Origin of the sequence: Thermomonas sp., assembly GCF_023953935.1 — a bacterium.
GTDB lineage: Bacteria > Pseudomonadota > Gammaproteobacteria > Xanthomonadales > Xanthomonadaceae > Thermomonas.
This window is the reverse complement of the sequence record NZ_JAMLIW010000005.1, coordinates 1-14352: the sequence shown is the minus strand read 5'-3', so window position 1 is coordinate 14352 and position 14352 is coordinate 1. Positions and strand designations below refer to the sequence as shown.

Below are 14352 nucleotides of genomic sequence, written 5' to 3'. Positions count from 1 at the left end.
CGCGAATGGGCGTCGAACTCCTCAAGCCGGTGATGCCGCGCATGTTCAATCCGCTTGCAGCGGACGCGCAGACCATCGAGCGATTCATTGCGCACTGCCACCGCCGTCGCTATCCGGCGCGGACCGACGTGTTCCACCCCGGCGATCCGGCCGACACGCTTTACTACATCATTTCCGGCTCGGTCAGCATCATCGCCATCGAGGACAACGAACGCGAGCTGGTGCTGGGCTACGGCGGCGTCGGCGAGTTCGTCGGCGAGATGGGCCTGTTCGTGGACAGCCCCCATCGCGACGTGGCGCTGCGCACCCGCACTGCCTGCGAGCTGGCCGAAATCAGCTACGAGCGCTTGCAGGCGCACCTGCTGGCGCAGCCTGGCGACGCCGCGCGCCTGCTGTATTCGATCGGCGCGCAGATCAGCAAGCGCCTGCTGGATACCAGCCGCAAGGCCGGGCGGCTGGCCTTCCTCGACGTCAGCGACCGCATCTACCGGACCTTGTTCGACCTGGCCAAGGAGCCCGAAGCCATGACCCATCCGATGGGCACCCAGCTGCGGGTCTCGCGGCAGGAACTGGCGCGGCTGGTCGGCTGTTCGCGCGAAATGGCCGGGCGCGTGCTCAAGAAGCTGCAGGCCGACGGCAAGCTGCACGCGCGCGGCAAGACCGTGGTGGTGTACGGAACCCGCTGAATCGGTGGCCGCATGAGCCAGGCTTTCACGCTGTCCGATCGCGGTCCCGGCATCGACCTGCGCAACGCCGTGATGGCCGATGCCGACGACGTGGCGCGTCTGCTGGAAGCGCTGGGCTATCCCTGTGACCTGCGCGATGCTGCCGAGCGGATCGCCTCGATCCTCGCCAACGACCGGCAGGCGCTGGTGGTGGCTCGCCGCGGCGGCGTGGTCTGCGGCTTGGTGGCGCTGGATTTCATGTACTACCTGCCGCTGGGCACCACGACCTGCCGGATTACCGCCCTGGTGGTGCTGCCGGATGCGCGCGGCAGCGGGGTGGGCCGCCATCTGCTGCTGGATGCCGAGCGCCGCGCCCGCGCCGGCGGCGCCGCGCGAATCGAACTGACCTCGGGCGTGCAGCGCAGCGAAGCCCACGCCTTCTACCGCGCCTGCGGCTACCGCGACAGCTCGGTGCGCTTCGTCAAACCGCTGGGATCGGCGTAGGCCGGGGGCGCGGCGTTCCGGGGCTGGCCGGCGGCAAGGCGACGCTGCGGTCGGGTTGGAGCGGGACCGGCGCACTCCCGCATACTCCCCACATGACCGATCCCTCGCACACCCTGCGCCCTGAGCTGAGACTCGGCCTGGAGCCGGGTCTGCGCGCACTCGGGCTGGAACCCGATCTGGCCGGGCCGCTGCTGGATTACCTTGCACTGCTGGTGCGCTGGAATACCACCTACAACCTGACCGCGATTCGCGATCCGCGCGAAATGCTGGTCAAGCACCTGCTCGATTCGCTGGCCCTGCAGCCGTTCGTGCGCGACCTCCAATCGCTGGCCGACCTCGGCAGCGGGCCGGGGTTGCCCGGCATCCCGCTGGCCATCGTCACGCCGACGCTGCAGGTGACGCTGGTCGAAAGCAACGGCAAGAAGGCGCGCTTCCTGCGCGAGGCGGTGCGGCGGCTCGCGCTGGGCAATGCGACCGTGTTCGAGGGCCGGATCGAAGCCTTCGCGCCGGCTTCAACATTCGCTGCGATCACCGCGCGGGCATTGGCGACCCTGCCGCTGATTCTGGAACTTGGCGGCCACCTGCTCGGCCCGCATGGCCGTCTGCTGGCAATGAAGGGCGCCGACTTCGAGGCCGAGATCGAAGCGCTGCCGCAAGCCTGGCGCGTTGCCGCCATCCATCCGCTGCGGGTGCCGGGGCTGGACGGCCAGCGCCACCTGATCGAAATCGTCCGGGCCGGGCTTGCGGCATAATCACCCGTTCCCGCGCCGTTCCGGCTGCGGCCATCCCCCAGGAAGCGCAGCCGCATGGCCCGCATCATCGCCATCGCCAACCAGAAAGGCGGGGTCGGCAAGACCACCACCGCCGTCAACCTCGCCGCCGCGTTGGCACGCACGCCGCAGCGCGTGCTGCTGGTCGATCTCGACCCGCAGGGCAACGCGACGATGGGCAGCGGGATCGACAAGCGCGAGCTGGGCGCCTCGATCACCGAGGTGCTGATGGGCGAAGCCGCGATTGCCAAGGCCATCGTGCGCACCGAGGAAGGGTTTGACCTGCTGCCCGGCAACATCGATCTGACTGCCGCCGAGATTCAGCTGATGGATCTGGACCATCGCGAGCTGCGTCTGAAGCATGCGCTGGAAATCTCGCGCGGCAAATACGATTTCATCCTGATCGACTGCCCGCCGGCGCTGTCGCTGCTCACCCTCAATGCGCTGACCGCCGCCGATTCGGTGCTGGTGCCGATGCAGTGCGAGTACTACGCGCTGGAGGGCCTGACCGCACTGCTGCAGACGATCGACGCGCTCAAGGGCCGGCTCAATCCCGAACTTGAAATCGAAGGCGTGCTGCGCACCATGTTCGACGTGCGCAACAACCTCGCCAACGCGGTGTCGACGGAATTGACCAACCATTTCGGCGATCTGGTGTTCCGCACCATCATCCCGCGCAACGTGCGCCTGGCCGAGGCGCCCAGCCACGGTCGCAGCATCGTGAATTACGACAAGGCAAGCCGCGGCGGGATCGCGTATCTTGGGCTGGCAGGGGAAGTGCTGCGCCGCCAGCGCGAGCGCACGCAGGCAGTGAAGGAGACAACGGCATGACGGCCGAGACGGCGCCGGGGAAGGGCGCGACCAGGAAGCGCGGCCTCGGGCGTGGGCTGGAAGCACTGCTGGGCGGCAAGACCGCCGCGCCAGCGCTGGAAGCCCAGCCCGGGGATGCCCTGCGCATCCTGCCGGTGGATGCGATGGTGCCCGGCAAATACCAGCCGCGGCGCACGATGGACGACGCCAAGCTGGAGGAGCTGGCCGCCTCCATCAAGGTCCAGGGCGTGATCCAGCCGATCGTGGTGCGCGAACGCGTGGGCGCCGACGGCAAGGGCAAGCGCACGTATGAAATCATTGCCGGCGAACGCCGCTGGCGGGCCAGCCAGCGCGCCGGTCTGCGCGAAGTGCCGGCGGTGGTGCGCGAGGTCGACGACCGCACCGTGGTCGCCATCGCCCTGATCGAGAACATCCAGCGCGAAGACCTCAATCCGCTGGAAGAAGCGCAGGCACTGCAACGGCTGATCGATGAATTCGACCTCACCCACGCCGCCGCCGCCGAGACGGTGGGCCGCTCGCGCGCGGCGGTGAGCAACCTGCTGCGCCTGCTGGAACTGCCCGAAGCCGTGCGCGCGCTGGTGCGCGAAGGCGCGATTGAAATGGGCCACGCCCGCGCCCTGCTGCCGCTGGCGGAGGCCATGGCGGTGGCGCTGGCCAGACAGGCGGCGGCCGAAGGCTGGTCGGTGCGCCAGGTCGAGTATCGCGTGCAGGAACTGAGTGCCGGCAAATTGCCGACGCCGCCGAAGAAGACCGCGCCCAAATCCCGCACCCCGCAGGCCGACATCGCCGCACTCGAACGCGAGCTTTCCGACACGCTGGGCAGCAAGGTCAACGTGCTGAACGGCCGCGGCAACAAGGGCAAGCTGGTGATCCACTACGCCGGTCTCGACGCCCTCGACGGCGTGCTGGAGCGGCTGCGCCGCAAGCCGTGAGCCAGCGCACGCCGTGAGCACGGATCCGCAACTCGCCGTCGTGGTGCCGGTGTGCAACGAAGAAGACAACGTGGCGCCGCTGGTGGGCGAGATCCTCGCCGCGCTGCGCGGTCGCCTCGCGTTCGAAATCCTCTATGTCGACGACGCCTCGAGTGATGCCACATTGCAGCGCCTGCGAGAACTGCAGGCTGCCACGCCCGAGCTGCGCGTCCTTCGCCATCTGCAAAATGCCGGGCAGAGCACCGCCGTGCGCAACGGCGTGAAGGCCGCGCGCGCGCCGTGGATCGCCACTCTCGACGGTGACGGCCAGAACGATCCGGCCGACATTCCGAAGCTGCTGGAACGCCGCGCCAGCGCGCCCGCCGAGGTGAAGCTGTTCGCCGGCTGGCGGGTCAATCGCCAGGATTCCGGCAGCAAGCGCTGGGCCTCGAAATTCGCCAACGCCCTGCGCTCGCGGCTACTGCGCGACGCCACCCCCGACACCGGCTGCGGGATCAAGCTGTTCGAACGCGACGCTTTCCTCGACCTGCCGTATTTCGACCACATGCACCGCTACCTGCCGGCGCTGATGCAGCGCGCCGGCTGGCAGACCGTGAGCGTGCCGGTGAACCACCGGCCGCGCACCGCCGGCGTGTCGAAGTACAACAACCTCGGCCGCGCCATCGTCGGCATCCGCGACTTGATGGGCGTGCGCTGGTTGATCACGCGCAGCCGCCGCACCGGCATCGAGGAGCTGCGGCCGTGATGCCGGTGCCGGCCGGCTTCATGGATGCACCGATTGCCGCGTTGGCCTGGACCGGCATCCACATGAGCCCGTGGAAGCTGATCGGCCTGACCGGCGCGCTGATGTTCGGCAGCCGCTGGGTGGTGCAGTTCATCGCCAGCAAGCGCGCGCGCAAGCCGGTGATTCCGCGCCTGTTCTGGTACATGAGCATCCTCGGCAGCCTGATGACGCTGGCGTACTTCGTGTTCGGCAAGAACGATGCGGTGGGCATCCTGCAGAACCTGTTCCCGGCGTTCACCGCCGCCTACAGCCTGTATCTGGACATCCGCCACCGCGGCTGGAACCGCGACCGCGCCGAGCATTGACGCCAGCCGCTACGATGCAGGGATGCCCTTCCCGGAACTGCCCGTGAAACGACCGCTGCTTGTCCTCCTGCTGTGCCCGCTGCTTGCGATGGCGCAAACTCCGACAGCACGCACTGCCGATGCCGACTTCCGCGCCATCTATCAGAACGAATGGGCGTGGCGAACGGCGCAGCCTTCGGAATGGGACGAAGACAGCGCCGATGTCCAGACCGTGCGTTCGCCGCACCTGCCCGACGTCAGCCCGCCGGCGCAGGCGAGCCGGCTGGCCTATCTGGACGACGTGCTCAAGCGGCTCGACCGGATCGACGTGGCGGCGCTGTCGCCAGCCGAACGGGTGAATTACGCGGTCTACCGCCCGCAGATCGAGCACAAGGCGGCCGCGCTGCGCTTTCGCGACTACGAGATGCCGTTCAATTCCGACACGGCGTTCTGGTCGAATCTCGATTTCATGGCCGACGGCAAGCTGCGTACCAGCGCCGACTTCCGCGCCTATGCCTCCCGCCTGCGCGACGTGCCGCGCTATTTCGATCAGCAGATCGCCAACATGCGCGCCGGGCTTGCCCGTGGCTTCACCGTTCCGCAGGTGGTACTGGTCGGCCGCGACCTGTCGATCGCGATGACGGCGGACCTGAAAGACCCGCAGCAGTCCGCGCTGTGGGCGCCGTACAAGCAGATGCCCGCAACTATACCGGCGGCCGAACAGGACGCATTGCGCGCCGAGGGCCGCGCGGCGATCCGCGAAGCGGTGATTCCCGCCTTCGGCAAGCTGCTGGCCTTCTTCCGCAACGACTACGTCCCGCACGCCCGCACCACGCTGGCTGCCGAAGCGATGCCCGATGGCAAGGCGTGGTATCGCGAACAGATCCGCGCCTACACCACGCTGGATCTTTCGCCCGACGAAATCCACGCCATCGGCCTTGCGGAGGTGGCATCGCTCCGCGCCGAGATGGACGCGATCATCGGCAAGGTCGGCTTCAGCGGGCGTTCGCCGCAAACCCGCTTCGCCGATTTCCTGCAGTTCCTGCGCACCGATCCGCAGTTCTACGCCACAACCCCGCAGGAGCTGCTCGACCGCGCCGCCTGGATCAGCAAGCGGGTGGACGGGCAGGTCGGCAAGATCATCGGCACGCTGCCGCGCGGCCGCTTCACCATCGTCCCGGTCGCCCCCGCCATCGCACCGTACTGGACCGCCGGCCGCGGCGGCGCCGACACCTACTGGGTCAACACCTACGACCTGCCCAGCCGCCCGCTGTACAACCTGCCGGCGCTGACCCTGCACGAATCGGTGCCCGGCCATTCGCTGCAGCTGTCGCTGGTGCGCGAACAGGGCGACCTGCCCGGATTCCGCAGGAATTACATCAGCGCCTACGGTGAGGGCTGGGGCCTGTACAGCGAATGGCTGGGTGTCGAAATGGGCATCTACCAGACGCCTTACGAGGACTTCGGCCGCCTGACCTATGCGATGTGGCGCGCCTGCCGGCTGGTGATCGACACCGGCATCCACCACATGGGCTGGACCCGCGAACAGGCACTGACCTACCTGCGCGACAACACCGCGCTGTCGGAACATGAAATTACCACCGAGGTCGACCGCTACATCTCGTGGCCGGGCCAGGCCTTGAGCTACAAACTCGGCGAGCTGACCATTCGCCGCCTGCGCAGCGAAGCGGAAGCACAGCTGGGCAGCAAGTTCGACGAACGCGCCTTCCACGACGTGATCCTCGCCCAGGGCGCGGTACCGCTGCCGGTGCTGGAGTCGCAGGTGCGCGCGTGGGTGGAGAACACCAAGGTGGCGGCCACCCGCTGAGCCCATTCCACTCGGATTCCGCCGGGCTGCGGTGTTGCACCGCAACCGCTTTGCCTTAAGCTGGATTCATGGGCGGCGCGCCACCATGCCCGCATCCCCCGACCCCGCGACGGAGAATCACGATGACCGCACGTCCTCTGCGTTTGACCCTTGCCCTGGCCGCGCTGCTGCTGGCCACCGCCGCCATTGCCGGCGAACACGAGGACAACCGCGCCGACAACGCGCTGCGGGTCATGCGTGAAATCCAGTCCGTTCCCGACTCCTCGATCCCGGATCGCCTGCTCGACGAAGCGCGCGGGATTGTCGTGATTCCCGACACCATCAAGGCCGGCTTCGTGCTCGGCGGCCGTCGCGGCCATGGGCTGATGTCGATCAAGAACCCGGACGGCACCTGGTCGAACCCGGTGTTCGTGCGCCTGACCGGCGCCAGCGTCGGCTTCCAGGCCGGCGTGCAATCCTCCGACGTGATCCTGGTGTTCCGCAGCGAACGCGGCCTCGACAACATCATCAACGGCAAGGTGACGCTGGGCGCCGATGCGTCGGTCGCCGCCGGGCCGGTTGGGCGCAACGCGGCGGCGGCCACCGACGGTGCGCTCAAGGCCGAGATCTGGTCGTGGTCGCGCGCGCGCGGCCTGTTCGCCGGGGTGGCGCTGGACGGTGCGGTCCTGCAAATCGACCACAGCGCCAACCGCGGCGCCTATGGCTACGGCATCACCCCGCGCATGGTGTTCGAAGGGCGCACGCCGACCCCGGCCTCGGCGCCGATCGTGGCGTTTCGCAATGAGCTGGAGGAAGCGACCACCGCCGCCCGCCGGGCCCGCCACACCGCGCCGGCGCCGGCTGCCGAACCGGGCGCCGCGCAGGCGCATCCGCTGGAATCGGCCGAACCGGCCGCCAGCGCGCCGCTGACGCAGCCGTAAGCAGCGGGAATTTCCGCGGCCGGGCGCTGCCGTGCCCGGCCGGTGCGTTGCCGGGGCATCGGCAACGCTGGCTGAACCCAACGGGTGCACCTGTCGCGCGGCCGCGTCGATGCGGTATCGCGGCCCTGCCACTGGGTTAGAATCGCCAGATAGAATCATGCACGTCGCATAGATGGATGCCGCCATGGGCAGTTTCAGCATTTGGCACTGGTTGATCGTGCTGGCCATCGTCCTGCTGGTGTTCGGCACCAAGCGCCTGACTTCGGGCGCGCGTGACCTCGGCAAGGCGGTCAATGAATTCAAGAAGGGCGTGCACGGCGACGAGGACAACAAGCCGGCCGCGCCTGTCGAGAGCCAGCCTGCCGCGCCGCCGCCGGAATCGCGCGGGCCCGACGACCGCGCGCACTGACGCCGCGAGGCGGAGGTCTCGCCGATGTTCGATTTTTCCTTCGGCGAAATGCTGGTGGTGGCGCTGGTGGCCTTGGTCGTGCTGGGCCCGGAGCGCTTGCCCAGGGCGGCGCGTTTTGCCGGCCTGTGGGTACGCAAGGCGCGCGCTCAGTGGCACGCGGTGAAGAACGAGCTGGAGCAGGAGCTGGCGAACGAGGACCTGCGCCGCAGCCTTGATGAAACCCGCAAGGCGCTGGAGCAGTCGCGCGGCGAGGCGCTGGATGCGGTCAGCGATGCCCAGGGCGCGTTGCGGATCGAGCCCGAGGCGCCGGCTGCCCGGACGGAGTCGCCGGAGCCCGCGGTGGGCGAGAAGCGCGATGACTGACGCTGCCGGTGACGCCGAACGTCCGCTGATCGCCCACCTGCTGGAGCTGCGCGTGCGCCTGCTGCGCGGGTTCGCCGGGCTCGGGCTGGCGCTGGTCTGCCTGCTGCCGTTCGCCAACGCGCTCTATGCTGAACTGGCCAAGCCGCTGCTGGCCAAATTGCCGGCCGGCAGCCATATCATCGCCACCCAGGTCGCCAGCCCGTTCTTCGCGCCGATGAAGCTGGCGTTTTTCGTTGCGCTGGTGGTGACGATGCCGTGGCTGCTCTACCAGGCTTGGGCCTTCGTGGCGCCGGGGCTGTATAAGCGCGAGAAACGGCTGGCGCTGCCGTTGCTGTCCTCGGCGCTGCTGCTGTTCTACACCGGCTGCGCGTTCGCCTATTTCCTGGTGCTGCCGATGGTGTTCGGCTTCCTGACCCGGGTGACGCCGGAGGGCGTGGCGATGATGACCGACATCAGCGCCTATCTCGATTTCGTGCTGGTGCTGTTCCTCGCCTTCGGGCTGGCGTTCGAACTGCCGGTGGCGCTGGTCATCCTGGCCCTGCTGGGCTGGGTGACGCCGGCGCAGCTGCGCGAGGGGCGCGGCTATGCCGTCGTCGGCATCTTCATCGTTGCCGCCGTGCTGACCCCGCCGGACGTGGTCAGCCAGCTGATGCTGGCGATCCCGATGTGCCTGCTGTACGAGGCCGGCATCATCGCCGCGCAGTTCGTGGCCCCGAGGTCGCCGGCCCGTGCCGCCCCCTGAGCGCGCGCCGGCGGGGTTCTGGCTGCGCTATGCGGCCTGGTCGCTGGACGCCGCCTGCCTGCTGCCGCTGGTCCTGCTGCTGGGTTGGCCCATCCTTGGCGCGGCGGCGGAGCAGGCCGAAGCTGCGCTGCGGGCGGTGGTTGCAGGCATGACGCAGCAGCTCGACAGCTTCGTCGCCGCGGGGCAATCCCCGCTGGCGATGGCCCTGGCCCTGCTCTCCGACCCGCGCATGACTTCGGCGGTGGGGCAGCTGTCCTCGGCCCTGACCACGCTGCTGCTCGCGCCCCCCTTGCTGTATGCGCTGTTGGCCTGCCTGTGGTCATTGGCCTTCGAGAGCTCGCGCTGGCAGGCCACGCCTGGCAAGCGGGCATTCGGGCTGATCGTCGCCGACGGACACGGCAATCGCCTGGCGCTGCCGCGGGTGCTGACGCGTTTTGCCGCCGCCGGCCTGTCCTGGCTCACCCTCAACCTGGGCCACGCGATGGCCCTGCTGGCGCCGCATCTGGCCTTGCACGATCGGCTCAGTGGCACCCGCGTGCTGGCCGATTCGGCACGACGTGTTCTGCCGACCTGGGGCCGGGGCTGGCTGCTGCTGCAGGCAATCGCCGGTGTGCTGAGCGTCGCATGGCTGTTCCTGGCGCTGCGTGATTGGACGCAAACCCTGCTGGCGCAGGCGCTGGGCGCAGCCTGAATCCGTCTGGATGGACTTGGTGGGTGGGTCCGGCTGAGTCAATCCAGCGGAGTGAATCCAGCTAGGTGAATCAGGGCGTGCGCAGCCCTCAGGCCTCGAGATGGTGCACCGGCACCGGCACCGGCGGCGGGGCCGCGGGATCGCCGAAGGTGTCGCGCCAGGCCAGGTAGGCTGCCCCGGTCACCAGCACCAGCGCGGTGATGGCAAAGCCCAGCATTACCAGTGTGGCCAGCAGGGCACCCACGGCAGGGTGGATCAGGCCACCCAGCACGGCCAGCAGGCTGGCGACCAGACCGGCCACCAGCGCTCCGACCAGCAGCGCGCCGATGAACAGGCCCGCGGCCAGCAGGTTCGCGCTGGCATTGCGCACGGCCGCGCGCAGGGCCGCGCCCAGCGCCGGCACCACGCCGCGATTGGAAAACAGCATCAGCGGGATGGAATACAGCAGCAGCGCGGAACTGAAGTAGTTGAACGTCATCTGCACGACGAACAGCAGGCCCGGATGGCGCGGCTCGCCCAGCACCGGCGTACCGTGCTGGGCCAGCACTTCGGCCGCCTTCATGTAATCGCGCCAATAATCGCCACCGGCAAGCCCGATCGCCAGCACGCCGCCGAGCATCGCCAGCGCCACCTGCACCAGCCCCAGCCAGGCCAGTTTCTGGCCGTGCTCGCTGCGCAGCGGCGCATAGATGTCGCGGGCCCGCACCGGCCTGCCGGCTTCGGCTTCGCGGATCACGTGCATCAGCCCGCCGAGCAGGATCGGTACCAGGAAAATGATCAGCATGGCCAGCGCCAGCGCGACCAGCATCACCAGCTTCATGTCGGGGGGCTGGCCCTCCTGGGCCTCGCCGCCGACCAGCAGGGAGAGCACCAGCGCCATCAGCAGCACCGCGGCATAGAGGGTCGAGATCAGCAGCAGGGCGGCACCGAACACGGCGCGCGGATTTTTCGAGCCCAGGTCGATGGCCAGCCGGAACCACACCAGCCCCTGCTGGACCGGCAACTTGCGAATGTCCATGAAACGCCCCGATCTGACCGTGCAAGGATACCGGAAGCGGCGTCAACGCCGCGCGTGGCGCACGAATCGACGCAGCACCCGGCGCGCCGCGGGGGCGGCCGTCACCGCGTCCAGCAGCGCCGATGCGCTGCGGCCTTCCTGCGCCAGCGCCTCGGCACGGGCGCGGATGTAGCCGCGCATGTGCACCGTGCTGAACTCGGGGTGGAACTGCACGCCCCAGGCCGAACGCCCCCAGCGCATGGCGTGGCAGGCGTCGTGGGCGTTGCCGGCCAGCACCACGGCGTCGGGCGGCGGTCGCAGCACGCTTTGCAGGTGGGTGGACTGCACCGGCATCCGCACCGGCAGGCCGGCAAACAGCGGATCAGCCGCGGCGGCGGCGGTCAGGTCGATGTCGACCGTGCCCATTTCGCGGCCATTCGGGTTGTAGCCGACCTCGCCCGCAAAGGCGTAAGCGAGCAATTGATGGCCATAGCAGATGCCCAGCAGCGGCAGGCCGGCTTGCCCCGCCTCGCGCAGCCAGGCGGCACAGCGCTCGCTCCAATCCAGGTGCTCGGTCACCATCGCCGCCGAACCCGTCACCAGCGCGCCGGCAAACCCCGCCCGTTCGGGCAGGGGCTCGCCGTGCTCGACGTCGATCACGACCGCGGCGTCGCGGTCCAGCCCGGCGGCCACGCGGATCCAGTGGGCAAAGCTGCCGTGCCTGCGCATCGAGGCGGTCGGGTGACCGGTGGACAGGATCAGGAACGGTGGCATGTCGGCTCGATGGGTCATGACGTGCGGCAGAGGCCCGGAGCAGGTGGCGAACCGGCGCCGCCGCCGTCGCACTTATACTAACGGGTCACCTTCCGGTTTACCGCAACGATGTCCGCCCAGCGCGTTTCGATCACCTTCCAGCAACTCATCACCCGCCTCAACGCCTATTGGGCGAAGCAAGGCTGCGTGTTGATCCAGCCGCTCGATCTTGAAGTCGGCGCCGGCACCTTCCACCCGGCCACCTTCCTGCGCGCGATCGGCCCGGAGTCGTGGAATGCCGCCTACGTGCAGCCCAGCCGCCGCCCCACCGACGGCCGCTACGGCGACAACCCCAACCGCCTGCAGCGCTACTACCAGTACCAGGTGGTGATGAAGCCCTCGCCCGACAATATCGTCGCGCTGTATTTCGATTCACTGAAAGAACTCGGCATCGACCCGCTGGTGCACGACCTGCGGCTGGTCGAAGACAACTGGGAATCGCCGACGCTGGGCGCCTGGGGCCTGGGTTGGGAAGTGTGGCTGAACGGCATGGAAGTGACCCAGTTCACCTATTTCCAGCAGGCCGGCGGGCTGGAATGCCGGCCGGTGCTGGGCGAGATCACCTACGGACTGGAGCGGCTGTGCATGTACCTGCAAAGCTGCGACAACGTCTACGACCTGGTGTGGACCTATGGCCCGGACGGGCTGCCGGTGCGCTATGGCGATGTCTACCACCAGAACGAAGTCGAGCAGAGCGCCTACAACTTCGAACATGCCAACGTCGCAGAAATGTTCCATCGCTTCGATGCCTGCGAAGCCGAGGCGATGAAGCTGGTCGAGGCCGGCCTGCCGCTGCCCGCGTATGAGCAGGTCACCAAGGCCAGCCACAGCTTCAACCTGCTGGATGCGCGCCGTGCGATCTCCGTCACCGAACGCCAGCGCTACATCCTGCGCGTGCGCAAACTGGCGCAGGCGGTGGCTGAAAGCTATTTCGCTCAGCGCGAGAAGCTGGGGTTTCCAGGACTGAAGAAACACGCTGCTTGAAGCCCCTCTGCCCGCGGGAGAGGGGTTGGGGTGAGGGTTCATCGACCACCTCACCGACAACCCTCATCCGCCCTTCGGGCACCTTCTCCCGGAGGGAGAAGGAAAAAACCAACGAGCCACGACATGACCCCCATGCTCCCCCTCCTGATCGAACTGGGCACCGAAGAACTCCCGGTCAAGGCCCTGCCCGGTCTGGCGCAGGCCTTTTTCGATGGTGTGATCGCCGCGCTGGGCAAACGCGGCGTGGCGATCGAGCGCGATGCGGCCAAGCCGCTGTATTCACCGCGTCGCCTCGCGATGTTGTTGCCGGGCGTGGCCAGCGAGCAGCCCGAGCAGCGCAGCGAAGTGCTGGGCCCGTACCTGAACATCGCGTTGGACGAGAACGGCGCGCCGACCAAGGCGCTGCAAGGCTTTGCCGCCAAGGCCGGGGTGGACTGGACGGCGCTTGAAAAAACCAGCGACGCCAAGGGCGAGCGTTTCGTGCATCGGGCGGTGACGCCGGGCGCGCGCACCGCTGACCTGCTGCAAGGCGTGCTGGACGAGGCGCTGGCCGGCATGCCGATCCCCAAACCGATGCGCTGGGGTAACCATCCCTACGGCTTCGCCCGCCCGCTGCACTGGCTGGTGGCGCTGCTGGGCGATGACATCGTGGAGCTCGAAGCACTCGGCATTCGCGCCACCCGCATGAGCCGCGGCCATCGCTTCATGCACGAAGGCCCGGTGTGGATCGCGCGCCCGGACGAATACGTCGAGGCACTGCGCGCCGCGCATGTGCTGGTGGACCCGGATGAGCGCCGTGCCCGCGTGGTGGCCGAAGTGGAAGCCGCCGCCCAAGCCGCAGGCGGCAGCGCCCGCATCAGCGACGACAACCTGGAACAGGTCAACTGCCTCAACGAATGGCCGGTGGCAGTGGCCTGCGCGTTCGAACGCGCCTTCCTGAACGTGCCGCAGGAAGCGCTGGTCGAAACCATGGAGGTCAACCAGAAATTCTTCCCGGTGCTGGATGCCGGCGGCAAGCTCACCGAGCATTTCATCGGCATCGCCAATATCGAATCGAAAGACCCGAACGAAATCCGCAAAGGCTACGAGCGCGTGATCCGTCCGCGCTTTGCCGATGCCAAATTCTTCTTCGATGAAGATTTGAAGCAAGGGCTCGACGCGATGGGTGCCGGGCTGGCGAGTGTCACCTATCAGGCCAAGCTGGGCTACGTGGCCGACAAGGTGGCGCAGGTGGCGGCGCTGGCGGAAACCATCGCCGCGCAGGTCGGCGCCGATCCGACGCTGGCAAAACGCGCGGCCATGCTGGCCAAGAACGACCTGCAATCACGCATGGTCAACGAATTCCCCGAGTTGCAGGGCATCGCCGGCCGCTACTACGCGCAGCGCGCCGGCGAGCCGGACGATGTGGCGCTGGCCATCGACGAGGCCTACCGCCCGCGCTTTGCCGCCGATGACATCGCCGCATCACAGCTGGGCAAGGTACTGGCGATTGCCGAGCGTCTGGACACCCTCGCCGGTGGGTTTGCCGCCGGCCTCAAACCCACCGGCAACAAGGATCCGTTCGCGCTGCGGCGCAATGCGTTGGGCTTGGCGCGAACCATCATCGAATCCGGTTTCGAACTGGATTTGAAGGCGCTGCTGGCAACATCTGCCGCGGGCGCCATCCGTTCCATCCAAGCGGTCATTCATCGCACGCTGGATGCGAAGCTGGCTGCCGCAAAGAACGAGGGCGTCAAGGCGGTAGCCGCGAGCGCAGGCACGTGGATGCCGGATGAGGAAACCGTGGCCACTGACCTCTACGACTTCATCCTCGACCGCCTGCGCGGCTACTTCGC

At 68.2% G+C, this 14352-nt stretch carries 15 protein-coding genes and 2 pseudogenes; 15 read left to right on the top strand and 2 right to left on the bottom strand.

Translation table 11 applies throughout. The features are described from left to right. The first annotated feature begins 5 nt into the window (after positions 1 to 5). The 13 genes and pseudogenes from crp to M9902_RS06820 all read left to right on the top strand — a co-directional run bounded on the left by crp (position 6) and on the right by M9902_RS06820 (position 9723). The gene (gene crp, locus M9902_RS06880) at positions 6 to 686 is read left to right on the top strand and encodes a cAMP-activated global transcriptional regulator CRP (RefSeq protein WP_297174455.1); all 681 of its coding nucleotides are present in this window, start codon (positions 6 to 8) and stop codon (positions 684 to 686) included. Between the two features lie 12 nt (positions 687 to 698). After that, entirely contained in the window at positions 699 to 1169 is a 471-nt protein-coding gene (locus M9902_RS06875) for a GNAT family N-acetyltransferase (RefSeq protein WP_297221766.1), read from the top strand. A gap of 92 nt (positions 1170 to 1261) precedes the next feature. After that, positions 1262 to 1921: a 16S rRNA (guanine(527)-N(7))-methyltransferase RsmG gene (rsmG, locus tag M9902_RS06870; protein ID WP_297221764.1), complete on the top strand. Its 660-nt coding sequence runs from the start codon at positions 1262 to 1264 to the stop codon at positions 1919 to 1921. A 54-nt stretch (positions 1922 to 1975) separates the two neighbouring features. Then, positions 1976 to 2770: an AAA family ATPase gene (locus tag M9902_RS06865; RefSeq protein WP_297221762.1), complete on the top strand. Its 795-nt coding sequence runs from the start codon at positions 1976 to 1978 to the stop codon at positions 2768 to 2770. After that, complete coding sequence (locus M9902_RS06860) at positions 2767 to 3702, top strand: ParB/RepB/Spo0J family partition protein (protein ID WP_297174443.1); 936 nt, start codon at positions 2767 to 2769, stop codon at positions 3700 to 3702. Before M9902_RS06865 ends, M9902_RS06860 begins: the two co-directional genes overlap by 4 nt. Positions 3703 to 3715: 13 nt before the next feature. Further along, on the top strand, positions 3716 to 4447 hold the full coding sequence (locus M9902_RS06855; protein WP_297221760.1) for a glycosyltransferase family 2 protein: 732 nt from the start codon (positions 3716 to 3718) through the stop codon (positions 4445 to 4447). Beyond that, on the top strand, positions 4447 to 4791 hold the full coding sequence (locus M9902_RS06850; protein WP_297222071.1) for a lipid-A-disaccharide synthase N-terminal domain-containing protein: 345 nt from the start codon (positions 4447 to 4449) through the stop codon (positions 4789 to 4791). The genes M9902_RS06855 and M9902_RS06850 overlap by 1 nt, the downstream gene beginning before the upstream one ends. An 88-nt stretch (positions 4792 to 4879) precedes the next feature. Next, on the top strand, positions 4880 to 6598 hold the full coding sequence (locus M9902_RS06845) for a DUF885 family protein (RefSeq protein ID WP_297222069.1): 1719 nt from the start codon (positions 4880 to 4882) through the stop codon (positions 6596 to 6598). A 122-nt stretch (positions 6599 to 6720) separates the two neighbouring features. Then, positions 6721 to 7410, top strand: a pseudogene (locus tag M9902_RS06840) (lipid-binding SYLF domain-containing protein); the annotation flags it as partial. Between the two features lie 292 nt (positions 7411 to 7702). Further along, on the top strand, positions 7703 to 7927 hold the full coding sequence (locus M9902_RS06835; protein WP_297170210.1) for a Sec-independent protein translocase subunit TatA: 225 nt from the start codon (positions 7703 to 7705) through the stop codon (positions 7925 to 7927). 24 nt (positions 7928 to 7951) lie between these two features. Continuing rightward, positions 7952 to 8170 (top strand): annotated as a pseudogene (gene tatB / locus M9902_RS06830) (Sec-independent protein translocase protein TatB); the annotation flags it as partial. Between the two features lie 112 nt (positions 8171 to 8282). Beyond that, positions 8283 to 9032: a twin-arginine translocase subunit TatC gene (gene tatC / locus M9902_RS06825; protein ID WP_297221758.1), complete on the top strand. Its 750-nt coding sequence runs from the start codon at positions 8283 to 8285 to the stop codon at positions 9030 to 9032. Further along, on the top strand, positions 9019 to 9723 hold the full coding sequence (locus M9902_RS06820; RefSeq protein ID WP_297221756.1) for an RDD family protein: 705 nt from the start codon (positions 9019 to 9021) through the stop codon (positions 9721 to 9723). Before tatC ends, M9902_RS06820 begins: the two co-directional genes overlap by 14 nt. Positions 9724 to 9811: 88 nt before the next feature. Here M9902_RS06820 and M9902_RS06815 read toward each other — a convergent pair whose 3' ends face one another. Further along, positions 9812 to 10741: a hypothetical protein gene (locus M9902_RS06815; RefSeq protein ID WP_297221754.1), complete on the bottom strand. Its 930-nt coding sequence runs from the start codon at positions 10739 to 10741 to the stop codon at positions 9812 to 9814. A 42-nt stretch (positions 10742 to 10783) separates the two neighbouring features. After that, on the bottom strand, positions 10784 to 11512 hold the full coding sequence (locus M9902_RS06810; RefSeq protein ID WP_297221752.1) for a glutamine amidotransferase: 729 nt from the start codon (positions 11510 to 11512) through the stop codon (positions 10784 to 10786). Between the two features lie 90 nt (positions 11513 to 11602). On the opposite strand from M9902_RS06810, the gene glyQ reads away from it, so the two are divergent. Both glyQ and glyS read left to right on the top strand, forming a co-directional pair. Then, complete coding sequence (gene glyQ / locus M9902_RS06805) at positions 11603 to 12517, top strand: glycine--tRNA ligase subunit alpha (RefSeq protein ID WP_297221751.1); 915 nt, start codon at positions 11603 to 11605, stop codon at positions 12515 to 12517. A 123-nt stretch (positions 12518 to 12640) separates the two neighbouring features. Continuing rightward, the coding region (gene glyS, locus M9902_RS06800; protein ID WP_297221749.1) for a glycine--tRNA ligase subunit beta at positions 12641 to 14352 on the top strand (1712 nt) is incomplete at its 3' end.

Excerpts from the sequence above, each read along its gene's own strand:
- crp (WP_297174455.1), top strand. The coding sequence starts at position 6 with ATGGGCGTCGAACTCCTCAAGCCGGTGATGCCGCGCATGTTCAATCCG.
- M9902_RS06875 (WP_297221766.1), top strand. The coding sequence starts at position 699 with ATGAGCCAGGCTTTCACGCTGTCCGATCGCGGTCCCGGCATCGACCTG.
- rsmG (WP_297221764.1), top strand. The coding sequence starts at position 1,262 with ATGACCGATCCCTCGCACACCCTGCGCCCTGAGCTGAGACTCGGCCTG.
- M9902_RS06865 (WP_297221762.1), top strand. The coding sequence starts at position 1,976 with ATGGCCCGCATCATCGCCATCGCCAACCAGAAAGGCGGGGTCGGCAAG.
- M9902_RS06860 (WP_297174443.1), top strand. The coding sequence starts at position 2,767 with ATGACGGCCGAGACGGCGCCGGGGAAGGGCGCGACCAGGAAGCGCGGC.
- M9902_RS06850 (WP_297222071.1), top strand. The coding sequence starts at position 4,447 with ATGCCGGTGCCGGCCGGCTTCATGGATGCACCGATTGCCGCGTTGGCC.
- M9902_RS06845 (WP_297222069.1), top strand. The coding sequence starts at position 4,880 with ATGGCGCAAACTCCGACAGCACGCACTGCCGATGCCGACTTCCGCGCC.
- M9902_RS06835 (WP_297170210.1), top strand. The coding sequence starts at position 7,703 with ATGGGCAGTTTCAGCATTTGGCACTGGTTGATCGTGCTGGCCATCGTC.
- tatC (WP_297221758.1), top strand. The coding sequence starts at position 8,283 with ATGACTGACGCTGCCGGTGACGCCGAACGTCCGCTGATCGCCCACCTG.
- M9902_RS06815 (WP_297221754.1), bottom strand. The coding sequence starts at position 10,741 with ATGGACATTCGCAAGTTGCCGGTCCAGCAGGGGCTGGTGTGGTTCCGG.
- M9902_RS06810 (WP_297221752.1), bottom strand. The coding sequence starts at position 11,512 with ATGACCCATCGAGCCGACATGCCACCGTTCCTGATCCTGTCCACCGGT.
- glyQ (WP_297221751.1), top strand. The coding sequence starts at position 11,603 with ATGTCCGCCCAGCGCGTTTCGATCACCTTCCAGCAACTCATCACCCGC.